This window comes from Paenibacillus mesophilus (assembly GCF_005938385.1).
Classification (GTDB): domain Bacteria; phylum Bacillota; class Bacilli; order Paenibacillales; family NBRC-103111; genus Paenibacillus_AB; species Paenibacillus_AB mesophilus.
Genome location: NZ_VCRA01000083.1, coordinates 1 through 1,352, shown reverse-complemented (window position 1 = coordinate 1,352; position 1,352 = coordinate 1). Strand labels below are relative to the sequence as shown.

The 1,352-nt window shown below is 56.4% G+C and carries 1 rRNA gene; it reads right to left on the bottom strand.

Going from position 1 to position 1,352, the window contains the following annotated elements:
* Nucleotides 1-1,352: ribosomal RNA gene (locus FE783_RS37255) — 23S ribosomal RNA — on the bottom strand; the annotation flags it as partial.

Sequence of the window (1,352 nt, the reverse complement as noted above, 5' to 3'; positions counted from 1 at the left end):
GGATAAGCCCTCGACCGATTAGTATTCGTCAGCTGCACGCGTTGCCGCGCTTCCACCCCGAACCTATCAACCTGGTCGTCTACCAGGGGTCTTACGAATTGGGAAATCTCATCTTGAGGGGGGCTTCACGCTTAGATGCTTTCAGCGCTTATCCCTTCCGTACGTAGCTACCCAGCCATGCCTCTGGCGAGACAACTGGTACACCAGCGGTACGTCCATCCCGGTCCTCTCGTACTAAGGACAGCTCCTCTCAAATTTCCTACGCCCACGACAGATAGGGACCGAACTGTCTCACGACGTTCTGAACCCAGCTCGCGTACCGCTTTAATGGGCGAACAGCCCAACCCTTGGGACCTACTTCAGCCCCAGGATGCGATGAGCCGACATCGAGGTGCCAAACCTCCCCGTCGATGTGGACTCTTGGGGGAGATAAGCCTGTTATCCCCAGGGTAGCTTTTATCCGTTGAGCGATGGCCCTTCCATTCGGTACCACCGGATCACTAAGCCCGACTTTCGTCCCTGCTCGACTTGTAGGTCTTGCAGTCAAGCTCCCTTATGCCTTTGCACTCTTCGAATGATTTCCAACCATTCTGAGGGAACCTTGGGGCGCCTCCGTTACGCTTTAGGAGGCGACCGCCCCAGTCAAACTGCCCACCTGACACGGTCCCTCTACCGGGTTACGGTAGCAGGTTAGAACTCCGATACGATCAGGGTGGTATCCCAACGGCGCCTCCGTCGAAGCTGGCGCTCCGACTTCTCCGGCTCCCACCTATCCTGTACAGATCGTACCAAAGTCCAATATCAAGCTGCAGTAAAGCTCCATGGGGTCTTTCCGTCACGTCGCGGGTAACCTGCATCTTCACAGGTACTAAAATTTCACCGGATCTCTCGTTGAGACAGCGCCCAAGTCGTTACGCCATTCGTGCGGGTCAGAATTTACCTGACAAGGAATTTCGCTACCTTAGGACCGTTATAGTTACGGCCGCCGTTTACTGGGGCTTCGGTTCACAGCTTCGGGTTGCCCCTAACCGCTCCCCTTAACCTTCCAGCACCGGGCAGGCGTCAGCCCGTATACTTCGCCTTGCGGCTTCGCACAGACCTGTGTTTTTGCTAAACAGTCGCTTGGGCCTTTTCACTGCGGCCCCCTCGGGCTATTCACCCTACCGAGGCACCCCTTCTCCCGAAGTTACGGGGTCATTTTGCCGAGTTCCTTAACGAGAGTTCTTCCGCGCGCCTTAGCATTCTCAGCCCACCCACCTGTGTCGGTTTGCGGTACGGGCACCTTCGCCTGGCTAGAGGCTTTTCTCGGCAGCTTGAGATCATGACCTTCGGTACTGCAATGTTCCCTCCCC